Source organism: Pseudomonas fluorescens (genome assembly GCF_001648775.1).
Classification (GTDB): domain Bacteria; phylum Pseudomonadota; class Gammaproteobacteria; order Pseudomonadales; family Pseudomonadaceae; genus Aquipseudomonas; species Aquipseudomonas fluorescens_M.
Map to the genome: position 1 here is coordinate 119,555 of NZ_LVEJ01000008.1, position 19,382 is coordinate 138,936.

Consider the following 19,382-nt stretch of genomic DNA (forward strand, 5'->3'; position numbering starts at 1 on the left):
GGTCAGAGCTTTTCCAGTACCTCAATCACTTCACTGAACCCCGGCCGCGCCAGCACATCGGCCTGGCAGCAACGTCGCTCGAGATCCTCCAGCACCCCACGTCGCTCCTCGCTCAACCCCGAGTCGATACGCGCCAGTAATTCCCCCAGCAAAATCCCGAACGCTCGCACCTCGATACGTTGCAACGCGCGGGTTTCCAGGGTGTCGCGGGTGGCATGAAACGACGCCGCACCGAAATCCCCCAACAAGCACTCACCAAGGTCGTTCAACAGAATGTTGTGCCCGTACAGATCACCGTGGGTGATGCCCTGTCGGTGCAGGTGTTCAGCCGCCGACGCAATGCCTTGGGCAATGCGCAGCGCCACTTCGGCGGTAAACCGGCGGTCCTCGCCATACACATCGCGCGAGCAGGACGCCAGGCTCGGCAATCCGGCCAGGTTGGCAAAGCTTGGGTCGATGAGCTGCATCACCAGCCCTTGCTGGGCGTCGGGATGAGCGCTGATACGACCTTCAACGCGAATCAGGTTCGGGTGCAGGCCCGCGGTGATGCAGGCGTTCATTTCATGCAGGGGCGAGCCGTCGCTGGTCATCTCGCCTTTGTAGAGTTTCACCGCCACCGGTAGCTGCGATCCGTCGGGGCGCTGCCAGAGCGCCCGGGAAATCACGCCGGAGGCGCCTTCGCCCAATGGCTGTTGCAGACGCAATGCCGACCAATTGATCAGCGGTGTCGCTTCAAGCGCCGTGGCAGGGGCCTCGGTCTCCAGCGGATTGCCGGCGTAGGCCAGCCAGGTCAGGCTCGGCAGTGTCAGCAACCACTGCGGCAATTCGCTCAGTTGGTTGGCGGCGATGCGGATCAGTTCCAGACGCTGGCAATTGCTCAGCGAGGACGGCAGCGTGTGCAGGCGATTACCGGCCAGCATGAGTTTTTGCAGGTAAGGGCGCTCGCCCAGTTCTGTCGGCAGGGTCTCGATGCGGTTGTCGGTCAGGATCAGCCAGCGCAGCAGCGGTGGCAGGGCGGCAGCGGGCACATCGACGATGGCGTTGGCCTTGAAGCCGACCATGCTCAGCGCGGCGCACTGGCCGAGGCAGGCTGGCAGTGCGGTGAAGCGGTTGTCCGAGCAAAACAGTACACGCAGACGCGTCAGCCGATGCAGATCATCCGGCAGGTGGCTCAAGGCATTGCCGCTGAGGTTGAGGATCTCGAGCGTATCGGCCAGCTCGAAAATCTCCGGGGGAAACTCGGTCAGTCCGCAGGACAAATCCAGTCGCGTGGCGCCCGACAACTCGCCGGCGCGCAATTGAGCAAGGGTATGCATGTTGGGGGTTCGCAATAATGAGGGTCGCTGGGAATGGGCGACATGATAACGGCAGATGCCGATGCGCGTGTAGGCGCCGGGAATTACTGCAACTGACCGAGTCGGCTGCGTGTGCGCGCCAGATCGATGACGTTGCCGGCCAGGCTTTCGTGCAGCGGCAGTTTGCCGAGCAGGGTCAGGTGTTTGTCCTGATCGTAGAGCACGTCGATCAAATTGATAAAGCGTTGTTGCGCAGCGATCGAGCATTCCGCCAACAGCGGCAGATCGTCGATGATCCAGTGATCGAAACGTCGGCACAGTTCCAGATAATCCATCACCGCCGTCGATTGTTCGCACAAATCATTGAAGCTGAAACCGACGCGACGACCCTCGCACAACCGTGCGCGTAACGGCCGGGTGCCCACGGTTAACGACAGCGCCGGCGCATCCTGTGGCGGCAGGTTGAAGGTTTGCCGCTGAGCCGGCGTTGCCGGCCATACGTAATGCCCTTGCGTGAACAGTTGATGCGCAGAGTGGCGCGCCTGGCTGCGGTAATCATGCGGGCCGCCGACTTCCATGATGTGCATACGCGCGTTGATCAACTCGATCACCGGCTTGAAACGGGCGTGATAGAGCGGGTTCGGCAGCAGACCTTCGGGCGCGTAGTTGGACGTCACCAAGAGCAGAATCCCGCGCTCGAACAAGGCCTTGAACAATCGCGTGATGAGCATCGCATCGCCGATGTCATGCACATGAAACTCGTCGAAACACAGGACCCGACAGTCCTCCAGCAACTCATTCAGGGTCACGGCGAGAGCGTCGTCCTGCTCGCGATGGCTGAACATGCCCTGATGCAGTTGCGCGAAGAATTGATGAAAGTGCAGGCGCCGTTTTTGCGTGATCGGCAACGCCTGAAAGAAACCGTCGAGCAACCAGCTCTTGCCGCGCCCGACCGCGCCATACAGGTACAGGCTTGGCGGTGTTTGTGCCGGCGCGCCGAACAACAGGCTGGCTTGCTGCGCCATGCAGTCGATCACGCGCTGCTGACTGTGGCTGAGGGTGTAACCCTGGCCGTGCGCCTTGAGGCGGAAGTAATCGCGGATCGACTGGGCGCTGGCCTCTGACCCCGAATGCGTCGGCAAGCCGCTGCCGAACCAGCGGCGTAACGCCGGCCAGCGGTGGGTCAAGCGCGATCGTGTGGACGGTCGGGCGGGCACTCCGGGATGACTCCGTGTTCGTCGAGCCGGCGTCAGCGCGCGGCGGCATAGTCTAATCAAATGCCGAATCGCTGATCCACCGGGCTGAGCGAAAGTGGGCGGTTATTGAACAATATTGTGTGGGCTGTACAGCATTTCCCCGCGACATCATTCGGCGTGTTGCCAACCTTTCGAAACATATCGCGGCCGATACATGGATCCAATCGACTGGCGGAATCGTCGACCGTTGCTAACCTGAAACACAGTAACGACAGCGCGAGCGATCGCTGACAAGGAAGAGCGCGGTGAATCTACGTGGGGTCATGGGCTTGCTGGGCGTGCTGGCTGCAACGGTTGACGCGGCGGATCTGCAAGTCGAAGTCCGCGTTGATGTGCAGCGCGGTTGCCAGTTGGTCGGCCAGCAACGCGAGGCCGGTATCGAGCAACTGGGTGTGCTCGACTTTGGCAGCACCGCGCGGCTCGATGATCCTGCCGGGCCGCTGTCGGCGGCACTGACCAACCAGCGCCTGCCGCGGCTGGAATGCAACCCGGACACGCCGTATCAATTGCGCGTCGACGGTGGTTTGCACGGTGGGGTCGGTGAGGTTCGCTACATGGCCGGGGCGGCAGGCGGCAAGCCGATTCCGTACCGGCTGTTTCAGGACGCGGCGCGGCGGATACCGCTGGTGGTCAATGAGCCCGTCAGCGGTAGGGTACCGGACAGCGGCACGGTGGAGTTGCCGTTGTACGCGCGGATCGAACGGCTGGCTGAAGTACCGCGAGTCAGCCGCTATTCGGACCTGGTCAAGGTGACGGTCACCTGGTGAGCGTGCGGTTCAAGAGGGCAAGCCAAGGGATCGGGTTTGCGCAGGGAAGGGCGCTCAATGATGAGCGCGGTGGCAGGTCAACCTGAAGGAGTCGGGACAGGCGCAATGACAGGCAAATACTGGATGGTCATGGCAGCCGGGACGCTGGCGTTACTCGCTGACGACGCACAAGCGGCGGTCAGCGGGCAGATTCATGCACGGCTGATTCTGATCGCCGGCTGCGAAGTGACCAACACCACGGATCCCGCCAGCCCGGTCAGTAACCTTGGCACCCTCGATTTCGGCCTTCAGGGGCCGACGTGGAATGCGCCGATCAAGGCAAGCCTTGATGGCGACAGCAGCGGCAAGCTCAACGTTGCCTGCAACCCTTCGGTCACCGGGTTCACCGTCACCATCGACGGCGGCACCCACGGTGACGGCAATACCCGGCGCTTGAGCAATGGCCGCCAGACCATCCCCTATCAGCTGTTCGTCGATCCCTCCGGCGCCCGGAGCTACAGCATCGGCCAGCAACACAATTTCGCTGTCACCAGCGGTGCGCAGATACCGATTCCGGTGTTTGGCTCGGTGGTGGCGAATACCCGCGCGGTTCCGGCAGGTGTCTATACCGACACGCTGACGGTGACGCTCGACTGGTAACCCCGTAGAGGACGGACACCATGCGTAGGATTGCTACAACAATAGGTATGTCGATGCTCGGCCTGGCGCTGGTTTCCAGTGCCAACGCCGCCACCACGGTCACCGGCCAGATCACTTCCAGCCTGATCCTGATCAGCAGTTGCCAGGTCAACGGTGCCGGCGGTTCTACCGGGTTGAACTTCGGTGCGTTGAACTTCGGCACCGCCAACAGCCTGTTCACCACGGCGACCGGGCAAGTGTTGGGCGGTGGCGGCGGGGCGCTGTCGATTCTCTGCTCCAGCGGCACCACGCCGACGGTGAAGGTGCGCGCCGGTGCGCATGACGGCATGTCTCCGGGCGGGACGCGGGCACTTTACGACGGCGTCGCCAATTACGTGCCGTACGACCTGTACATCGATGCCGGGCATTCGCAGCTGTTGGCGATTGACGGCACGATCAACCTCGCCGCCAGTACCGGCGTGGCGCAGACGGTGAACATCTACGGTCAGGCCGTGGGCAAGGCCGGTTTGCCGGCCGGGACGTACACCGACACGGTCGCCGTCGAACTGACGTTCTGATGCCATGTGCCGCCAGGGCGCTATCGCGCTGCTCCTGCTCTGTGCGGGCAGTGCGCCGCTGCCGCTCACCGCGGCAACCAGTCAGAGCTTTCAGGTCAGTGCCACTGTGACGGCGGGGTGTCTGGTGGTGGGCGGGGTGTCGAACTATGGCGGGCTGAATTTCGGTTCGCGTTCGGCGCTGGCCACCGGCACCGTGCAAGTCGCGCTGACCGGCGGGGTGCAGTTGCAATGCACGCCGGGGGTGACGCTGAACATGAGCGTCGACGGCGGCCAATACAACAGCAGCGGCCGGCACATGCAGCTCAACAGCGGCAGCGCGCGAGTGGCGTATGCGCTGTTTCGCGACGCGGCGTACAGCCAGAGTCTGGGCATCGGCCAGAGTGTGGCGGTGGCCTACAGCGATGCGAACAACATCAGCCTGCCGATTTACGGTCAGGTGCAATTGCCGGGCAATCAGCCTGGGGGGACGTACAGCGACGTGTTGCAGGTGCAACTGTCGTGGTGAGGCGAAGTCAGGATTGCCGACAAGGAGCAGGTCTATGCGGTGTAACACGTCACGGCGTTCGCTCGAGGTTTGCGCGGTAGCGGCGTTGCTTTTGCTGGGGATGAGTCAGGTGCAGGCGGCCAGTTCGGTATTGATCTGGCCGATCGATCCGGTGCTGGAAGCCGATCAGCAGGCCAGCGCCCTGTGGCTGGAGAACCGTGGCAACGAGACGGCCAATCTGCAAATCCGCGTGTTCGGCTGGAGCCAGATTGGTTTCGAGGAGCAGTACCAGAACCAGCGCGAAGTGATCGGCAGCCCGCCGGTGGCGAAAATCGAGCCGGGGCAGAAGCAACTGGTGCGCCTGACCCGAACCAAAGAGGTGCCGCCGGGGCAGGAACTGGCCTACCGGATCATCATCGATGAAATCCCTTCCGCTCAACCCAGCACTGCCGAGGGCGGCAAGACCGCGGCGGCCATTCGCTTCCAGATGCGCTATTCGGTGCCGTTGTTTGCTTACGGCGCCGGGCTGTGGAGCAAGGAAGACAGCAGCCGCCCGCGCGACCCCAAAGGCATCGGCCTGCCGCAATTGAGCTGGCGCACGGTGGCGGTGGACGGCCGGCCCTATGTTGAGGTGCGCAACCAGGGCGCCGTGCATGCGCGGCTCACGGATGTGGCGCTCAAACAGGGCGGGCAGAGCAAACCTCTGGCTGAAGGCCTGCTCGGCTATGTGCTGCCCGGCGCGGTGATGCGCTGGCCGGCGCCGGGGCCATTGGCGGGTGAGTCAGCGTTACAGGTGCGGGTCAATGGCGCGCAGCAGGTGCAGAGCATTACCCCGGCACGCTAGCCGGACCGCGATGTGCGAAGTGAGTCGAGTCAGATCATGCTGATTCGGCCAGGGATGTATCAGGAGGATTCAGTCCATTGACGGACGTAAAACGTGTATGAGCCCAGGATGGGCTCGACGTCTTCAGCGTCCGTTGTGGCTCATGACCGGCGCGTGTTGCCTGGTGTTCGTTCAACCATCCGGGGCCGGCGAACTGCCGCCGCCACCCAGCGGCATGGAGGCCGTCAGTGATGCTCAGTTGTTTCTCGAACTGGTGGTCAACCAGATGAATACCGGGCGGGTAGTGGCGGTGCAACAACGTGGCGGACGCCTGTTCCTGCCCGTTACGGTGTTGCGTGAAACCGGGATGAAACTGCCTGAAAACGTGGCGGACGAAGTTGATCTCGACAGTCTGCCGGGGCTGCACAGCGAGTACGACAGTGTCGGCCAGCGCTTGCTGCTGGACGTGCCGCCGGACTGGCTGCCGGAACAATTCATCGGCAATCGCCAGGCTTACCCGCGCACCCCGGCGCTGAGCAGTTTCGGCGCGTTGCTCAACTACGATCTGTACCTGAATGACACCGACGATGCCGGCACCTACCTGGCAGCCTGGAACGAAGTGCGGCTGTTCGACAGTTGGGGCACGCTGTCCAATACCGGGCAATACCGGCGCACCCTGTCGGGGGATTCGCTCAGCACGCTGAACAACGGCTACCTGCGTTACGACACCACCTGGCGTTATTCCGATGACGAGCGAATGCTCACTTACGAGGCCGGTGACGTGGTCAGCGGCGCCTTGCCATGGAGCAACTCGGTGCGCTTGGGCGGTGTGCAGTTTTCCCGGGACTTTGCGGTACGCCCGGATCTGGTGACTTACCCGTTGCCGCAATTTGCTGGCGAAGCGGCGGTGCCGTCCTCGGTAGATCTGTTTATCAACGGCTACAAATCCAGCAGCGCCGACTTGCAGCCGGGGCCTTACACCCTGACCAACATTCCGTTCATCAACGGCGCCGGGGAGGCGGTGGTGGTGACCACCGATGCGCTTGGTCGACAGGTCTCGACCACCGTACCGTTCTATGTCACCAGCAGCCTGTTGCAAAAGGGCTTGAGCGATTTTTCGGTGGCCGCCGGTACATTGCGCCGTGATTACGCACTGAAGGACTTCAACTACGGACCGGGCGTGACCTCGGGCAGCCTGCGTTATGGTGTCAGCGACAGCTTCACCCTCGAAAGCCATGCCGAAGCCGCCGAGTCGCTGACCCTCGGTGGCCTCGGGGGCAATGTGCGCCTGGGCAATTTCGGCGTGCTCAACAGTGCCGTCAGCCAAAGCCGCTTCGATGGCGAGGGCGGCCAGCAACTGAGCCTCGGTTATCAGTACAGCAACCAGCGTTTCAGTTTTTCTTACCAACGCCTGCAACGCCACCAGCAATACGCCGACCTGAGCGTGGTCGACAGCCCTTACATCAGCCTCAGCCGGCGCAGCGAACAGGCGACCCTGAGTCTTAATCTCGACCGCTGGGGCAGCCTCGGCGCCGGATATTTCGATGTGCGCGCGGCGGACGATTCGCGCACGCGCCTGCTTAACCTGAGCTGGAGCAAACCCCTGTGGCGCAACAGCAGTTTTTACCTCTCAGCCAACCGCGAGATCGGTGACAGCAATTGGGCGGTGCAGGCGCAGCTGGTGATTCCGATCGATCTGCGCGGCAGCCTGGCAATCAGCAGCGATCGCAGTAAAACCGGCCAGAGCCAGCAGCGCGTCAACTACAGCCGAGCGGTGCCGACCGAGGGCGGTGTGGGCTTCAATCTGGGTTACGCCGAGGGTGATGGCGCTGATTATCGTCAGGCCGACGTGACCTGGCGCCTGCAATCGGTGCAGTTGCAGGCTGGCGTCTACGGCACTTCCGACGCCGAAACCCGCTGGGCGGATGCCAGTGGTTCGCTGGTGTGGATGGACCGGCAGGTGTTCGCCGCCAATCGCATCGATGACGCGTTTGTGGTGGTCAGCACCGATGGCTTTGCCGACATTCCGGTGCGTTATGAAAACCAGCAGGTCGGCCAGACCGACAAGAACGGCCATTTACTGGTGCCGTGGAGCAGCGCGTATTACCGCGGCAAGTATGAAATCGATCCGTTGAATCTGCCGGCCAACGTGCGCAGTCCCAACGTTGAACAACGCATCGCCGTGCGCCGTGGCAGCGGCTACTTGCTGGAATTTCCGCTGACCCGGGTGATTGCCGCGAGCATCGTGCTGGTCGACGCGCAGCAACGCGAATTGCCGCTGGGCGCGGGTGTGCTGCACGAGCAGAGCGGGGCGCGGACGGTAGTCGGTTGGGATGGGCTGGTCTATCTGGAAAACCTGCAGGCGCAGAATTCGCTGCAAGTCACGCTGGCTGACGGCAAGACCTGTCAGGCGCAGTTCAGTGTCGATCTGAATCAGGATCAGGTGCCATTGATTGGCCCGTTGGTGTGCCAGTGATCAGCGCACGCTGGTGGCTATGCCTGGCACTGTTGCTGCCGGGCGCGGCGCTAGCGGCATGTTCGGTGGTCGCGACCACACCGGCGGCATTCGGCACACTCAGTTCGATTGCCGTGCGTACGACGTCCCAACCCAGCTCCACACTGAATGCCGGGTTGAGCTGCACCGGTTCGTTGCTGTCCTTACTGACCAGCAATGATCACTTCTGGGGCACCGTTTCGTCGACTCAGGGAGGATTGGTCGGGCCGAGCGGCGATGTCATCAGCTACACGATTTACGCCAACAACAGCACCAGTTATCCGCTGACTCGCGGCACGGCCTATGACTTTGCGCGCAACGGCATCATCGATGCCCTGGGCCTGCTCAACGGCACAACGCCGAAAACGGTGCCGCTTTATCTCGGTACCACCATTGGCAGCAACGTCGCCGCCGGCGTGTACACCGAAACGCTGAGCATTTTCTGGAACTGGAATTACTGCTCGGGCATCGGTATCGGCGCCATCTGCCTCGGGCGCGATATCGCCAATGGCACGACGTCGTTGACGGTCAACCTGACGGTGTCCAACGACTGCACGATCACCGCGCCGAACATTGCCTTCGGCAGCGCGCCGGTGATCAGTGCTTTCACGCCAGTGACCGGGCAGACGATCAATCTGGCGTGCACCAAGGGCAGTGCCTACACCGTGGGCTTGAGCGACGGCCAGAACCCGGTCAGTGCGGGCGGGCGGCGCCGGATGATTTCCGGGAGCAATTATCTGGCTTACGACATTTTCAAAAGTGCCGGCACTACGCGCTGGGGCAGTGTCGGCGCGGCGCGGCGGGCGAGTACCGACGCCGAGGTCAATCCCGGTAACGGACTGGGCACGGGCAGCCAGATCTTCAATTACAACGCGAAAATCTACACCGACCAGACCACGCCGCCGGCGGGGACGTATCTGGACAATGTGGTACTCGACGTAGGTTTTTGAGCCTGACGCAGAACCTTTGTAGGAGCGAGCCTGCTCGCGAAGGCGGTGTGTCAGTCGACATCAGTGTTGCTGATCCAGCGCTTTCGCGAGCAGGCTCGCTCCCACATTTGAATGCTCACAGGATTCAGAATTGCAGCGATTGCTTGAGCTGTTGTGCCGCCGGCGTATCGACCGGGCTGACCATCGCATAGTTGTAGCCGCCCCCTGACCAATACTCAGCCTGCAAATCCCCGTCGCTGCGGACACCGCGCGGCAAAAAGGTGTTTTTCGGCCCCGGCGGGCGCACGTAAAAACTCACCTTGTGCCCGCTACCGTCCTCATACATCACCATCGCTGCCGGGCCTTCATCGGTACTGAGCAGACGCCCGCTGACCGGTTCAAACCCGGCCGCCTTCAAGTCCGGTAAACGACTTGCCTGAGTGAAGTAGCGATCGAGCCAGCGCTGCATGTCACCGTCACTGTCGACCTTGTAATCGGCTGGCAGCATGCCTTGCTGGGCAATCAACCGATAAGCCTGCAGCGCGTCGGTCATCGGCAACATGGACTGACGCACCAGGGTCATTTCGCGCGCCTGCCAGCCACTGAGCCCGCCGACGCTGACCGCGATCAGCAACACCGCCGCACTGGCCAGATGCCGACGTGCCTGGCGCTGACGGCGCTGGCGAATCACCGTCGGGTCGAGGGCCGGATTGGCCGGTTGCTGCAACGCACCGCCCAGCGCTGCGCGCAGTTGCTGAGCGTCCTGTTGCCAGGCGCGAACCTGCGCCGCTTGATCCGGGTGACTGGCCAGCCAGGTTTCCAGCACACGCCGGTCGGCGTCGCTGAGCTGGTGGTCGACGTAAGCGTGCAAATCACGCTCGTTGGGAGGCAGGCTGATCATTTGAGTATCCGTAAAGAAGGGCTGCTGATTTCGCCGTCGCTGAGTTGGCGCAAGGCCTGGCGGGCACGGGACAGGCGCGACATCACGGTGCCGATCGGGGCGTCGAGAATCTCGGCGACCTCTTTATAGGAAAGGCCTTCCACCGAGACCATGAGCAGCAGGGCGCGCTGTTCAGTCGGCAGGCGATCGAAGGCTTGCAGGGTCGATTGGGCGATCACCGTACGCTCAACCGAAGGCTCGGCATCATCACGGCCGGTAAAAAACTCGAGCATGCGTGCATAGCGCCGGGAGCGGCGATGTGCATCGAGAAACTGCCGATAGAGGATCGCAAACAGCCAGGCACGCAAGTCGCCGTCGGCACGCTTGCCGCCCCAACTCGACAGTGCCCGCTCCAGGCTGGCCTGCACCAGATCGTCGGCGCTGCTGCTGTTGCGCGTCAATGACACGGCAAAGCGGCGCAATCTGGGAATGATTTCTCTCAACTGTTCGTCGAATTCGCTCATGAAATTCTGCTAGTCACTACGCTGTGGACTAGGGAGACGCTTGTCGGTGGAGGTTATTCCACGTTCGGAAAAATAAATACCGCACTGTGGAATAAACCTCAACGAGGCGCGTCTTGCTGATTCTTCCTACTTGTGGCCATTGGCCCTGGAGTCTTTCATGGTTGATCGCACCTCACCCAACGCTTCACCGCCCGGCAGGCCGCAGCGCCCGCCACTGAGTGCCGCGAGCCTGATACTGCGCCTGAGCGGCATTGCCGTGGTGGTTGCCGCCGTGGCCGGGGCGTTTGCCTACGTTCACGGCAACTTTGACCCACAACGCCTGACGCCAAAAGCGCTGGTCGATGTGCTGGAGAAGAACAACGGCGTGCATCCCGGATTCCGCCGTAACCACGCCAAAGGTGTGTGCGTGATCGGGCATTTCGAGAGCAGTGGCGAGGCGCGGGTGTTCTCCACCGCACAAGTGTTCAACGAGGCGCAGACCCCGGTGGTCGGGCGCTTCGCTTTGCCGGCGGGCAATCCCTATGCGCCGGACAGCAGCGTGCCGATTCGCAGCCTGGCACTGCGTTTCACCCAGGCCAACGGGCAGCAGTGGCGCACCGGGATGAACAGCATGCCGGTGTTCCCGGTCGGCACACCCGAGGCGTTCTATCAGTTGCAGCAGGCGCAGTCGCCCGATCCGGCCACTGGTAAACCTGATCCGGCCAAGGTCCCGGCGTTCTTTGCCTCGCACCCCGAGACCGTGCCGTTTCTGACGTGGATCAAGACAGCCAAGCCATCGGCCAGCTACGCCACCGAAACCTATAACAGCGTCAACGCGTTCTACCTGGTCGACGCCAGCGGCAAAAAGCAGGCAGTGCGTTGGAGCATGCAGCCGTTGGCGCAAGACGCTGCGGGGGCAATGGCACCTGAGGGCAGCGACTTTCTGGAAAAAGACCTGGTGCAACGGCTGGCCGCCGCGCCACTGCGGTTCCAGTTGAATATCACCCTGGCCAACGCCGATGATCCGGTCAATGACGCCAGCAAAACCTGGCCCGAGGGGCGCAAAGTGTTGAACGCCGGCACCCTTGTGCTGGAAAGAACCCAGCCGCAACTCAGTGGTGAATGCCGCGACATCAACTACGACCCGCTGGTGCTGCCGGCCGGTATTCAAGGCAGCGACGACCCGTTGCTCGCGGCGCGTTCCGCCGGTTACGCCGATTCCTACCTGCGCCGCACCAGCGAAGTCAGCCAGTTGCCCGCCGCCAAACAGGAGGCTCGCCCATGAGCGCTCAACCGACTCATTTCGCGCTGCTGGCGCGGCTGCTGCATTGGCTGATGGCGGTAATGATCATCGCGATGCTGTTCATCGGTGCCGGCATGGTCACTTCGGTGTCGGAGCGGCATGAATGGCTGATCCATCTGCACAAGCCATTGGGGATTGCGATCCTGTTGCTGGTGATTGTGCGGCTGCTGGTACGCCTGTCCACGCGCCAACCGCCATTGCCAGCGGATCTGCCGGACTGGCAGGTGCTGGCGGCGAAGGCTTCGCATCTGTTGCTGTACGCCTTGATGCTGGTACTGCCATTGCTCGGCTGGGCGATGATCAGCGCATCGGGCGAACCGGTGATGCTCAGCACGACGTTGCAACTGCCGTCGATTGTGCCGGCCGATGCGCAGCTGTTTGCGTTGTTGCGCAAGGCACATGGCTACCTGGCGTACTTGTTGTTCCTGACGGTGCTGTTGCACCTGGCGGCGGCGCTGTTTCATGGCTGGGTGCGCCGTGACGAGGTGCTCGACAGCATGTTGCGCGGCCGCGATCGCGACTAACCCGCTTGAGTGGCGCATCGTGCCGGTGCGCCGCTTTTCAGCGTCAGCCACCAATAAACCAGCGCGACGGCATTGATGCCGGCGCCGAGCAGGCACACGCCGATCCAGCCCGCTGACGCGTAAATGGCGGTTGAGGCGATCGAACCCAGCGCACTGCCGATCGAATAAAACAGCATGTACCCCGCAGTGAGGCGGCTTTGCGCTTGCGGGCGCACGCTGTAGATCATGCTCTGGCTGGTGACGTGCACGGCTTGCAGGCCCAGATCCAGGGTGATCACGCCGAGCAGCAATGCCCAGAGTGAGGATTGGGTGAGGGCGATCGGCAGCCATGAGCCGAGCATCAGTACCAGCGATAAACCACTGACCCATTGCCCTAGACCTCGATCCGCCAGATGCCCGGCGCGTGCTGCGGCCAGTGCGCCAGCGGCACCGGCGAGTCCGAATAATCCGATTTCGCTGTGGGAAAGCGAGAGCGGTGGCGCGGCCAGCGGTAACACCATCGGCGTCCACAGCACCATCGCGCTGGCGAAGGTCAGCAGGGCCAGAATCGCGCGTTGGCGCAGCACCGGTTCTTCCCTGAACAGGCTGAACACCGAGGCGATCAGTGCGGCATAAGTGGTGGTCGGTTGCGCTTGTTCATCCTTGGGTAAAACACGAAATAACAGCACGGCCATCAGCAACGTCAATCCCGCCGACAGCACATAAATCGCTCGCCACCCGGCCAGATCAGCCATGCCGCCGGCCACTGTGCGTGCGAGCAAAATACCGACGACGATGCCGCTGGTGACCACCCCGACCACACGCCCACGCTGTGCCGGCTCCGCCAGCGTTGCCGCGTAAGCCACCAGCACCTGCGTGACCACGGCGAGCAGCCCGGTCAAAGTCATGCCCAGCAGCAGCCAGAGACTGTTGGGCGCCAGCGCAATCATCAGCAGCGCCGCTGCCGACAGCAGCGTTTGGCTGACGATCAATCGGCGTCGATTGAGCAGATCACCGAGGGGCACCAGTAACACCAGACCGATGCCGTAACCGATTTGGGTCAGGGTGATGACGATGCCAATGGAGGCCGGCGACATGCCGAATGCCTCGGCCATCGCATCCAGCAATGGCTGGGCGTAATACACGTTGCCCACGGCCAGTCCGCAGGCCACGGAGAAGAGCAGAACGACACGGCTTTGCAGAGGTTTCATGTCCAGAGTCCTTTTTGGTTTCAAATTAAAACCTGAATCACGGTATTGATTGTGGTTTTATTTTGCAACCTATTTGCATGAGACTGTGAACGGCACACAGCAAAAGATCGCAGACAAGCTGCGATCTTTTGCAGGAAGCGAGGAGGGAATCAGCGCAGGGTGTCGACCATGTCGGCAATCGTGGTCAGCACGTCTTTGCCCAATTGTTTCGAGCGTTTGCCCGACCAGCCGGTTTCCGGATTCGGAGCGTCATCGTGATCCTTGAACGGCATTTCCAGGGTCAGCGACAGGCAGTCGTACTTCTGACCCACGCTGTTGCAGGCGAGCGTCATGTTGGCCTGGCCCGGTTCGTCGCGGGTGTAGCCATACTTGGTCTGGAAGTCTTTGGTGGTGTGTTTGAGGTGGTTGCGGAAGTGTTCTTCGAGCTTCTCGATGCGCGGCGTGTAGCCCGGGTTGCCTTCGCAACCGGCGGTGAATACATGGGGAATGGTTTCATCGCCGTGGGCATCGAGGAAAAGATCGACGCCGTACTTTTCCATTTGCTGCTGGACGAACAGCACCTCGGGGCTGATTTCCTGGCTGGCGTTCTGCCAGGCACGGTTCAGGTCCTGGCCCATGGCGTTGGTGCGCAGATGGCCGTGGAACGCGCCATCCGGGTTCATGTTCGGCACCAGGTACAGATCGGCGCTGGCGAGCAATTTGTTCAGTACCGGATCATCGTGTCTTTCGAGGCGCTCGATCACGCCTTCCATGAACCATTCGGCCATGTGTTCGCCGGGATGCTGCTGCGCGATGATCCAGATTTTACGCTGGCCTTCGGCGCCGGTGCCTTTGCGCAGCAACTGAATGTCGCGCCCTTCGACGCTTTTACCGGTCGCCAGCAACTCGGTGCCGGCCTTGCTCAGTGCCTGCTCGATCAGCCAGTCGTGACGACCACGGCTGTAGGGTTCGAAGTAGGCGAACCAGGCGTGCGTCTGCGTCGCTTCGAGGGAAAACCGCAGGCAGTCGCCCTCGAAAATGGTCGGCACGCGGAACCAGTTGACGTGATCATAGGAGGCGACGGCCTGATAACCGGGCCAGCCCTTGCTGTACGTGGACTGGCTGGCGTTATTCAGGCGAAACCAGTGTTCTTGACCGACATGCAGGCCGCTGGCCTTGAAGTGGAACCACTGGAAATGGGCGCTGCGAGTATCCGGGCGAATGGCCAGAACCGGATTGAGCGGGTTGCTGATGTCGATGACTTGGATATTGCCGCTGTCGAAGTTGGCGCTGATGTCGAACGAAGATTTGCCCACGGTCATAATCGTTTCCTGAATATGATTTTTATGGGCGTTACTGTACACGCAGGCAGGGCTGAAACCGAGGGGAATTGCGGGGTTGTGGCGGGGGGCGTCCTCCATGACGCGCACGCAGCTTAGAGGCTATGCGATTGATTCTCAAGTGCTAATTGTCATTAGTTTGCCCCAATGTGGCCGGGCTCGGCTTGCCAAGCGATATTCTTTTGATATTATCCGCGCCATCGAATTTGCAACACTAAAGACTTCATTAGCCTGAAGCCACAAGCCCGAAAAACGGGCAAAAAAAAGACCCGGCAAAAAGCCGGGTCAAAAACCGTGATTAGCCTGATGAGGAGATAGTCCAGAAGACCGACCTAAGGTCTCTGGTCCATCGACTGATCTCGCGACCAGCTGCATGCAATAATAATCATTATCATTTACAAGTCAAATGTTTTTATCTGCGCGATTGGAAAATTCTTTCCCGTCCGTCCGCACTCTGTTGCTCAGACTTCATCGCCATCGAGCGAGTGGTCGACCATCGCCCGCGCCATGTCCACCATGTGCACCACTGAAAACGCCAGGTCGCGGCTCGCGCCCTGCAGGTTTTCCGCTGCCTTGAATGCCGTGGCGGCAGCGCAGCGCAACAGGTCCGAAGCGTGCACCAAAGCTTCCTCGCCACTGAGGTGACGTCTCACGTCGAAAAAACGCTCATCAGCCACGGGTTCTGAAACAGCTGGTTTCAGGTAGTAATCGAGGGCACGTTGTGCTGCCGCATTACCTTGGGGCGAGGTGAAAGAGGTGTCCATTTGCAGATCGGGCAAGTCTTTGCTGGTGATATTCATGATGAAGGGCCACTCCTTGTTCGATTGAAAATCCGTGCTTGCAGAATAGTACGATGCGTAGTTGTGACCAGAATTTAAATACTACAATATGTGTTTTGCCGGCCGAAGGCGTCCGCGTAAGGTGCCGCACATGGATAAATGGATTGAGTTGGTCAAGGCCAAGATGAGTGAACTCAAAGTCACTCAAACAGAGCTCGGAGAGCGCGTCGGCATGTCCCAGGGCGGCATCGGCCATTGGCTGAACAAACGTCGTGAACCGGGCATTACCCAAATGAATCGCGTGCTGAAGGCACTCGGCATGGACTTCCTGGAGGTCGTGCTGGTGATTCGTGAGCCGCAGATAACGCCCGACGATGAGATGCCACTGGCGCAGAAGTACAACCCGTACTTCCGATACCCGGTCAGCGACTGGCACACGCCCTGCGAGGCGCGCGAGAGTGGGCAACCCGCCTACGTCTCAGCCGACAAGCAGCGTTTCGAACTGACCGATTACCACGCCCGAGGCGCGGCGTTCTGGCTGACGGTGGCGGGGGATTCGATGACCGCACCGCGCGGCCCGAGCATTGCCGAAGGCATGTTGATTTTGGTCGATCCGGAGGTGGAAGCGGTGCCCGGCAAACTGGTGATCGCCCAGTGGCCGGACAGCGATGAAGCGATCTTTCGCAAACTTGACGAAGAGGGCGGCCAGCGTTACCTGGTGCCGCTCAATCCGACCTGGCCCAAAGCCCTGCTAACCGACGAGTGTCGAATCATCGGTGTCGTGGTTCAGGCAACCGCGCGTTACTAGTCGGATCGATCCTCGCCAGGTGCAGGATCGATCCTCCCGTTCACACAGCTTCCAGTTCAACCAAAGCGCTGCCTTCGCCGACCATTTCACCTTCCTGGCAATACAGCGCTTTGATCACTCCCGCGTGAGGCGCGCGGATACTGTGTTCCATCTTCATCGCTTCCAGCACCACCAATTGCGCACCGGCCTCGACCGATTGGCCGGCCTCGACCAGCACCCGAACAATGCTGCCGTTCATCGGTGCGGTCAGACCGCCCTGATGACTGTGGCTGGCCTCGACGGCGCTGATCGGGTCGTACGTCTCGACCCGGCGCAACTCACCTTGCCATTGCAGGTACAGCGAGTCACCCTGGCGAATCGCCCGCAGCGTACGGCGCACGCCATCGTGCTCGACGATCAACTCGTCAGCCGCCAGTTTCGCGTTGCTGGCGGCACCCAGCGTCAGCGCCCGGTCCTGACCTTCACAGCTCAAGTGCAGAGTGACTTCGCGCGGCAGACCGGCGCGCAAACCGTTGCCGCAAGCCCACGGTGAGCTCGGATCATCTGCTCGCGCCACGGCTGGCAGACTTTGTGCGAACGCTTGCGCCGCCGCCTCCCAGAAGGCATCGCTCAACGCTTCGGGCGCCGGCAACAATTGCTCCTGGTAACGCGGAATAAACCCGGTATCCAGCTCCGCGGCGGCAAACGCCGGATGCGCGATGATCCGCCGCAAAAAGTTGATGTTGGTCTTCAAGCCGCCAATCGCAAACTCATCGAGCATGCTCAACAGACGCAGGCGCGCCTGCTCACGATCCTCGCCACAGGCAATCAGTTTGCCGAGCATCGGGTCGTAGAACGGCGAGATTTCATCACCTTCTTCAACCCCGCTATCGACTCGACGCCCCGGCCCGGCAGCCGACTCACGATACAAATCCAGACGCCCGGTGGCCGGCAGGAAATCGTTCGCCGGATCCTCGGCATACAAGCGCACTTCAATCGCATGACCCTTTAACGGCACTTGATCCTGAGTCATCGGCAGCGCTTCACCCCGGGCCACGCGAATCTGCCAGGCGACCAGATCCAGACCGGTGATGGCTTCGGTCACCGGATGCTCGACCTGCAAGCGGGTGTTCATTTCCATGAAGAAGAATTCGCCACGGGCATCGAGCAGAAACTCAACGGTACCGGCGCCGACATATCCAATCGCCTGCGCCGAGCGCACAGCCGCTTCGCCCATGGCGCGGCGCAGTTGCGCGGTCAGGCCCGGTGCCGGCGCTTCTTCGACAACTTTCTGGTGCCGACGCTGAATCGAGCAGTCTCGCTCATTCAGATACAGGCAGTTGCCATGCTGATCGGCGAACACCTGGATTTCCACGTGACGTGGCTTGAGCAGGTATTTCTCCACCAGCATCCGCGAATCGCCGAACGACGACTGCGCTTCACGCTGAGCGGAGGCCAGCGCTTCGGCGAGCTGGCTGACCTCCTCAACCACTTTCATGCCCTTGCCGCCACCGCCCGCTGTGGCTTTGAGCAGCACCGGATAGCCGATGCGCTCACAGGCATCGCGGAACGTATCGAGGTCCTGTGCTTCGCCGTGGTAACCCGGTACGAGCGGCACACCGGCGGTTTCCATCAGCGCTTTTGCGGCAGATTTGCTGCCCATCGCGTCGATGGCCGAGGCGGGCGGGCCGAGGAAGATCAGGCCGGCCGCTTCAATCGCGCGAGCGAAGCCAGCGTTCTCGGACAAAAAGCCATAACCCGGATGAATCGCCTGCGCGCCGCTGGCCTTGGCCGCCGCGATCAGTTTGTCGATTTGCAGATAACTGTCGGCCGCTTTGCTGCCACCCAGGTCGACGCGTATATCTGCTTCACGGCTGTGCCGCGCTTCACGGTCGGTGGCGCTGTGCACGGCGACGGTGGTCAGGCCCAGGGCTTTGGCGGTGCGCATCACGCGGCAAGCGATTTCGCCACGGTTGGCCACCAGCAGGGTGGTGAGTACAGGTGCGCTCATCAACGCGGCTCCTTGGTGGTGGTTGCGGCTTGCCAGCTCGGCGGACGTTTTTGCAGAAAGGCGCGCAAGCCTTCCTGACCCTCAGGGCTGACGCGAATACGGGCGATGGCGTTTTCGGTGTAACGGCGCAGCGCCGGGGTCAGCGAGCCGTTGCCGACTTCACGCAGCAAGTCCTTGCTGACGCGCATCGCGGCAGGGCTGTTGAGCAGCAGATTGTCGATCCACTGTTCGACCTGTTGATCCAGCTCTGCGGCCGGATAGCTCTCGGACAACAAGCCGATTTCCCGCGCCCGTTGCCCGCCAAACCGTTCGGCCGTCAGCGCGTAACGCCGTGCCGCGCGTTCGCCGATCGCCTGCACCACGAACGGGCTGATGACCGCCGGCGCCAGGCCGATGCGCACTTCCGACAGGCAGAATTGCGCGTCATCGGCGCCAATCGCCATGTCGCAGCAACTGATCAACCCCAGCGCGCCGCCAAACGCCGCACCTTGCACCACGGCCACGGTGGGGATTTTCAGCTTGGCGAGGTTGTACATCAGCTCTGCCAGTTCACGGGCGTCGTCGAGGTTGGTGTGGTAATCGAGCTCGGCCGATTGCTGCATCCACGCCAGATCGGCGCCGGCGCTGAAGTGCTTGCCACGGCCGCGTACCAGCAGGAAACGCAGGCTGGCGTCGCTGGCGACCTTGTCCAGCGCGAGGATCAGCTCGCGGATCATTTCGGCATTGAACGCGTTGTTCTTCTCTGCGCGGTTGAGCCACAGCGTCGCAAAGCCGCGTGGGTCGCTGTGCAGTTCGAGGGTGTTGAAATCGCTCATATTCATCCGTCTCCACGGTTCCTGTGG

The 19,382-nt window shown here is 61.7% G+C and carries 19 protein-coding genes; 10 read left to right on the plus strand and 9 right to left on the minus strand.

Annotation, left to right across the window (positions count from 1 at the left end):
• Positions 1-2: 2 nt before the first annotated feature.
• Positions 3-1,316 (minus strand): leucine-rich repeat-containing protein kinase family protein, encoded by a 1,314-nt coding sequence (locus tag A8O26_RS09255; RefSeq protein ID WP_064117733.1) that lies wholly within the window; start codon positions 1,314-1,316, stop codon positions 3-5.
• A gap of 83 nt (positions 1,317-1,399) precedes the next feature.
• Positions 1,400-2,512 carry a cell division protein ZapE gene (gene zapE / locus A8O26_RS09260; RefSeq protein WP_064117734.1) on the minus strand — a complete coding sequence of 371 codons (1,113 nt, stop codon included), beginning with the start codon at positions 2,510-2,512 and terminating at the stop codon, positions 1,400-1,402.
• Positions 2,513-2,814: 302 nt separating this feature from the next.
• Here zapE and A8O26_RS09265 point away from each other — a divergent pair, with 302 nt between their 5' ends.
• The 7 genes from A8O26_RS09265 to A8O26_RS09295 all read left to right on the plus strand — a co-directional run bounded on the left by A8O26_RS09265 (position 2,815) and on the right by A8O26_RS09295 (position 9,265).
• Positions 2,815-3,318: a Csu type fimbrial protein gene (locus A8O26_RS09265; RefSeq protein ID WP_064117735.1), complete on the plus strand. Its 504-nt coding sequence runs from the start codon at positions 2,815-2,817 to the stop codon at positions 3,316-3,318.
• A gap of 105 nt (positions 3,319-3,423) precedes the next feature.
• Positions 3,424-3,957, plus strand: coding sequence for a Csu type fimbrial protein (locus A8O26_RS09270; protein ID WP_064117736.1), 534 nt, complete (start codon positions 3,424-3,426; stop codon positions 3,955-3,957).
• A 20-nt stretch (positions 3,958-3,977) separates the two neighbouring features.
• Positions 3,978-4,514: a Csu type fimbrial protein gene (locus tag A8O26_RS09275; RefSeq protein ID WP_064117737.1), complete on the plus strand. Its 537-nt coding sequence runs from the start codon at positions 3,978-3,980 to the stop codon at positions 4,512-4,514.
• Positions 4,515-4,518: 4 nt separating this feature from the next.
• A complete protein-coding gene (locus tag A8O26_RS09280) occupies positions 4,519-5,019 on the plus strand; it encodes a Csu type fimbrial protein (protein ID WP_064117738.1) in 501 nt (166 codons plus the stop codon).
• A gap of 34 nt (positions 5,020-5,053) precedes the next feature.
• Positions 5,054-5,842, plus strand: a complete 789-nt coding sequence (locus tag A8O26_RS09285) for a fimbrial biogenesis chaperone (RefSeq protein ID WP_064117739.1) — start codon at positions 5,054-5,056, stop codon at positions 5,840-5,842.
• A gap of 97 nt (positions 5,843-5,939) precedes the next feature.
• Positions 5,940-8,297 (plus strand): fimbria/pilus outer membrane usher protein, encoded by a 2,358-nt coding sequence (locus A8O26_RS09290; RefSeq protein WP_064117740.1) that lies wholly within the window; start codon positions 5,940-5,942, stop codon positions 8,295-8,297.
• Positions 8,294-9,265 carry a Csu type fimbrial protein gene (locus A8O26_RS09295; RefSeq protein ID WP_064117741.1) on the plus strand — a complete coding sequence of 324 codons (972 nt, stop codon included), beginning with the start codon at positions 8,294-8,296 and terminating at the stop codon, positions 9,263-9,265. Before A8O26_RS09290 ends, A8O26_RS09295 begins: the two co-directional genes overlap by 4 nt.
• Before the next feature lie 124 nt (positions 9,266-9,389).
• On the opposite strand, the gene A8O26_RS09300 is transcribed toward A8O26_RS09295, so the two are convergent.
• Positions 9,390-10,145, minus strand: a complete 756-nt coding sequence (locus A8O26_RS09300; RefSeq protein ID WP_064117742.1) for an anti-sigma factor family protein — start codon at positions 10,143-10,145, stop codon at positions 9,390-9,392.
• Positions 10,142-10,648, minus strand: coding sequence for an RNA polymerase sigma factor (locus tag A8O26_RS09305; RefSeq protein WP_064117743.1), 507 nt, complete (start codon positions 10,646-10,648; stop codon positions 10,142-10,144). Before A8O26_RS09305 ends, A8O26_RS09300 begins: the two co-directional genes overlap by 4 nt.
• A gap of 157 nt (positions 10,649-10,805) precedes the next feature.
• Between A8O26_RS09305 and A8O26_RS09310 the strand changes: the two genes are divergently transcribed.
• Together A8O26_RS09310 and A8O26_RS09315 are read left to right on the plus strand one after the other, a co-directional pair.
• Positions 10,806-11,912: a catalase family peroxidase gene (locus A8O26_RS09310; RefSeq protein WP_064117744.1), complete on the plus strand. Its 1,107-nt coding sequence runs from the start codon at positions 10,806-10,808 to the stop codon at positions 11,910-11,912.
• The gene (locus A8O26_RS09315) at positions 11,909-12,454 is read left to right on the plus strand and encodes a cytochrome b (protein ID WP_064117745.1); all 546 of its coding nucleotides are present in this window, start codon (positions 11,909-11,911) and stop codon (positions 12,452-12,454) included. Before A8O26_RS09310 ends, A8O26_RS09315 begins: the two co-directional genes overlap by 4 nt.
• Here the strand turns inward: A8O26_RS09315 and A8O26_RS09320 are convergent.
• The 3 genes from A8O26_RS09320 to A8O26_RS09330 form a co-directional block, all read right to left on the minus strand.
• Complete coding sequence (locus A8O26_RS09320) at positions 12,451-13,644, minus strand: MFS transporter (RefSeq protein WP_064117746.1); 1,194 nt, start codon at positions 13,642-13,644, stop codon at positions 12,451-12,453. The two genes, A8O26_RS09315 and A8O26_RS09320, sit on opposite strands and share 4 nt — an antisense overlap.
• Positions 13,645-13,793: 149 nt before the next feature.
• Positions 13,794-14,945 carry a M14 family metallopeptidase gene (locus tag A8O26_RS09325; protein ID WP_064117747.1) on the minus strand — a complete coding sequence of 384 codons (1,152 nt, stop codon included), beginning with the start codon at positions 14,943-14,945 and terminating at the stop codon, positions 13,794-13,796.
• Between the two features lie 479 nt (positions 14,946-15,424).
• Positions 15,425-15,763 carry a DUF6124 family protein gene (locus tag A8O26_RS09330; protein WP_064117748.1) on the minus strand — a complete coding sequence of 113 codons (339 nt, stop codon included), beginning with the start codon at positions 15,761-15,763 and terminating at the stop codon, positions 15,425-15,427.
• Positions 15,764-15,893: 130 nt separating this feature from the next.
• Between A8O26_RS09330 and A8O26_RS09335 the strand changes: the two genes are divergently transcribed.
• Positions 15,894-16,550, plus strand: a complete 657-nt coding sequence (locus A8O26_RS09335) for a LexA family protein (protein ID WP_064117749.1) — start codon at positions 15,894-15,896, stop codon at positions 16,548-16,550.
• A 40-nt stretch (positions 16,551-16,590) separates the two neighbouring features.
• Here the strand turns inward: A8O26_RS09335 and A8O26_RS09340 are convergent, their stop codons facing one another.
• Both A8O26_RS09340 and A8O26_RS09345 read right to left on the minus strand, forming a co-directional pair.
• Positions 16,591-18,540, minus strand: coding sequence for an acetyl/propionyl/methylcrotonyl-CoA carboxylase subunit alpha (locus tag A8O26_RS09340; RefSeq protein ID WP_064117750.1), 1,950 nt, complete (start codon positions 18,538-18,540; stop codon positions 16,591-16,593).
• Entirely contained in the window at positions 18,540-19,355 is an 816-nt protein-coding gene (locus A8O26_RS09345; RefSeq protein WP_064117751.1) for a gamma-carboxygeranoyl-CoA hydratase, read from the minus strand. The genes A8O26_RS09340 and A8O26_RS09345 overlap by 1 nt, the downstream gene beginning before the upstream one ends.
• Positions 19,356-19,382 lie beyond the last annotated feature (27 nt).